The following is a 1,148-nucleotide window of genomic DNA, read 5'->3' on the forward strand; positions in this document are numbered from 1 at the left end:
CCAGCAGCCGGTTGCCGCTCCAGCCGTACCAGGAGCCCAGCGCCACGCCGATCAGCACCGCGATCAGCGAGGTGTGGAACAGCAGGTTGCCGGTCTCCTTGAGGTAGCCCTTCTCGGCGGAGACCTCGTCGCCGCGCACCTCGACGCGCCAGCGGCGCTTGCGCAGCACCTCGGCGATCGCCGCCGTGCCACCGGGCGGGGCGGGCAGCACTGTGTGCTGCGGCAGCCGGGCCATCCGCTTCGGCGCGGCCGGCGGCCGGGACCGCAGGGCGCGGATGTGGTCCCGCAGGCGGGGCGTGATGCAGCCGATCAGGGAGGTGAACAGCAGCAGGTAGATCGCGGAGAACCAGACCGAGCCGAAGACCTCGAACGCGCCGATCCGGTTCAGCCGGGGAGCCCAGTCGGGGTGGTCGACGAAGTACTGGTTGACCTTCTCCGGGCTGATCCCGCGCTGCGGCAGCACCGAGCCGGGGATGGCGGCGATCGCGAGCAGGAAGAGCAGGATCAGGGCCGTACGCATGCTGGTCAGCTGCCGCCACGAGTTGCGCAGCAGGGCCAGCAGCCGGTTCGGCCGGCGGCGCGGCGCGGGCGCCACGGTCTCCGGTCGGTCGTCGACGACCGTCATCAGATGCTCACCTCGCCCACCCCGACGGTGGTCTGCAACCAGATCACGAAGCTCTGCCATCCGCCGGTGACCAGGGCCAGGCCGATCAGGATGAGCAGGGCGCCGCCGACCCGGGTGACCCAGCGGCTGTTGCGCCGGACGGCGCGGAAGACCCCGAGCAGACGTTCGAAGCCCAGCCCGAAGACGATGAACGGTATCCCCAACCCGAGGCAGTACGCCACGGCGAGCACCACCGCGCGGTCGCTCTGCCCGCTGGTGGCGGCCATGCCCATCACCGCGCCGAGGGTGGGGCCGGTGCAGGGCACCCAGCTCAGCGCGAAGACCGCACCGAAGACCGGTGCGCCGAGCAGGCCGGCCGACGGCAGCCGGGAGATCCGGAACTCGCGTTGCAGCGCCGGGATCATCCCGAGGTAGCCCAGGCCGAGCACGATGATCAGCGCGCCGACGAGGATCTCCAGCTGCCGCTCGTACTCGAAGAAGACCCGGCCGATGCCGGCGAACAGGATCGCGGTGGCGACGAAGA

Annotated in this window: 2 protein-coding genes; both read right to left on the minus strand. The window is 71.3% G+C overall.

Annotated features, from left to right (window positions below):
* The coding region (locus KBX53_RS33695) for a cytochrome c biogenesis protein ResB (RefSeq protein ID WP_210863890.1) at positions 1–625 on the minus strand (625 nt) is incomplete at its 3' end.
* Positions 625–1,148 (minus strand): cytochrome c biogenesis CcdA family protein (locus KBX53_RS33700; RefSeq protein ID WP_247676599.1); only part of this gene is annotated, 524 nt, incomplete at its 5' end. The genes KBX53_RS33700 and KBX53_RS33695, both read right to left, overlap by 1 nt.

Source organism: Micromonospora sp. M51 (genome assembly GCF_018070305.1).
Classification (GTDB): Bacteria; Actinomycetota; Actinomycetes; order Mycobacteriales; family Micromonosporaceae; genus Micromonospora; species Micromonospora parva.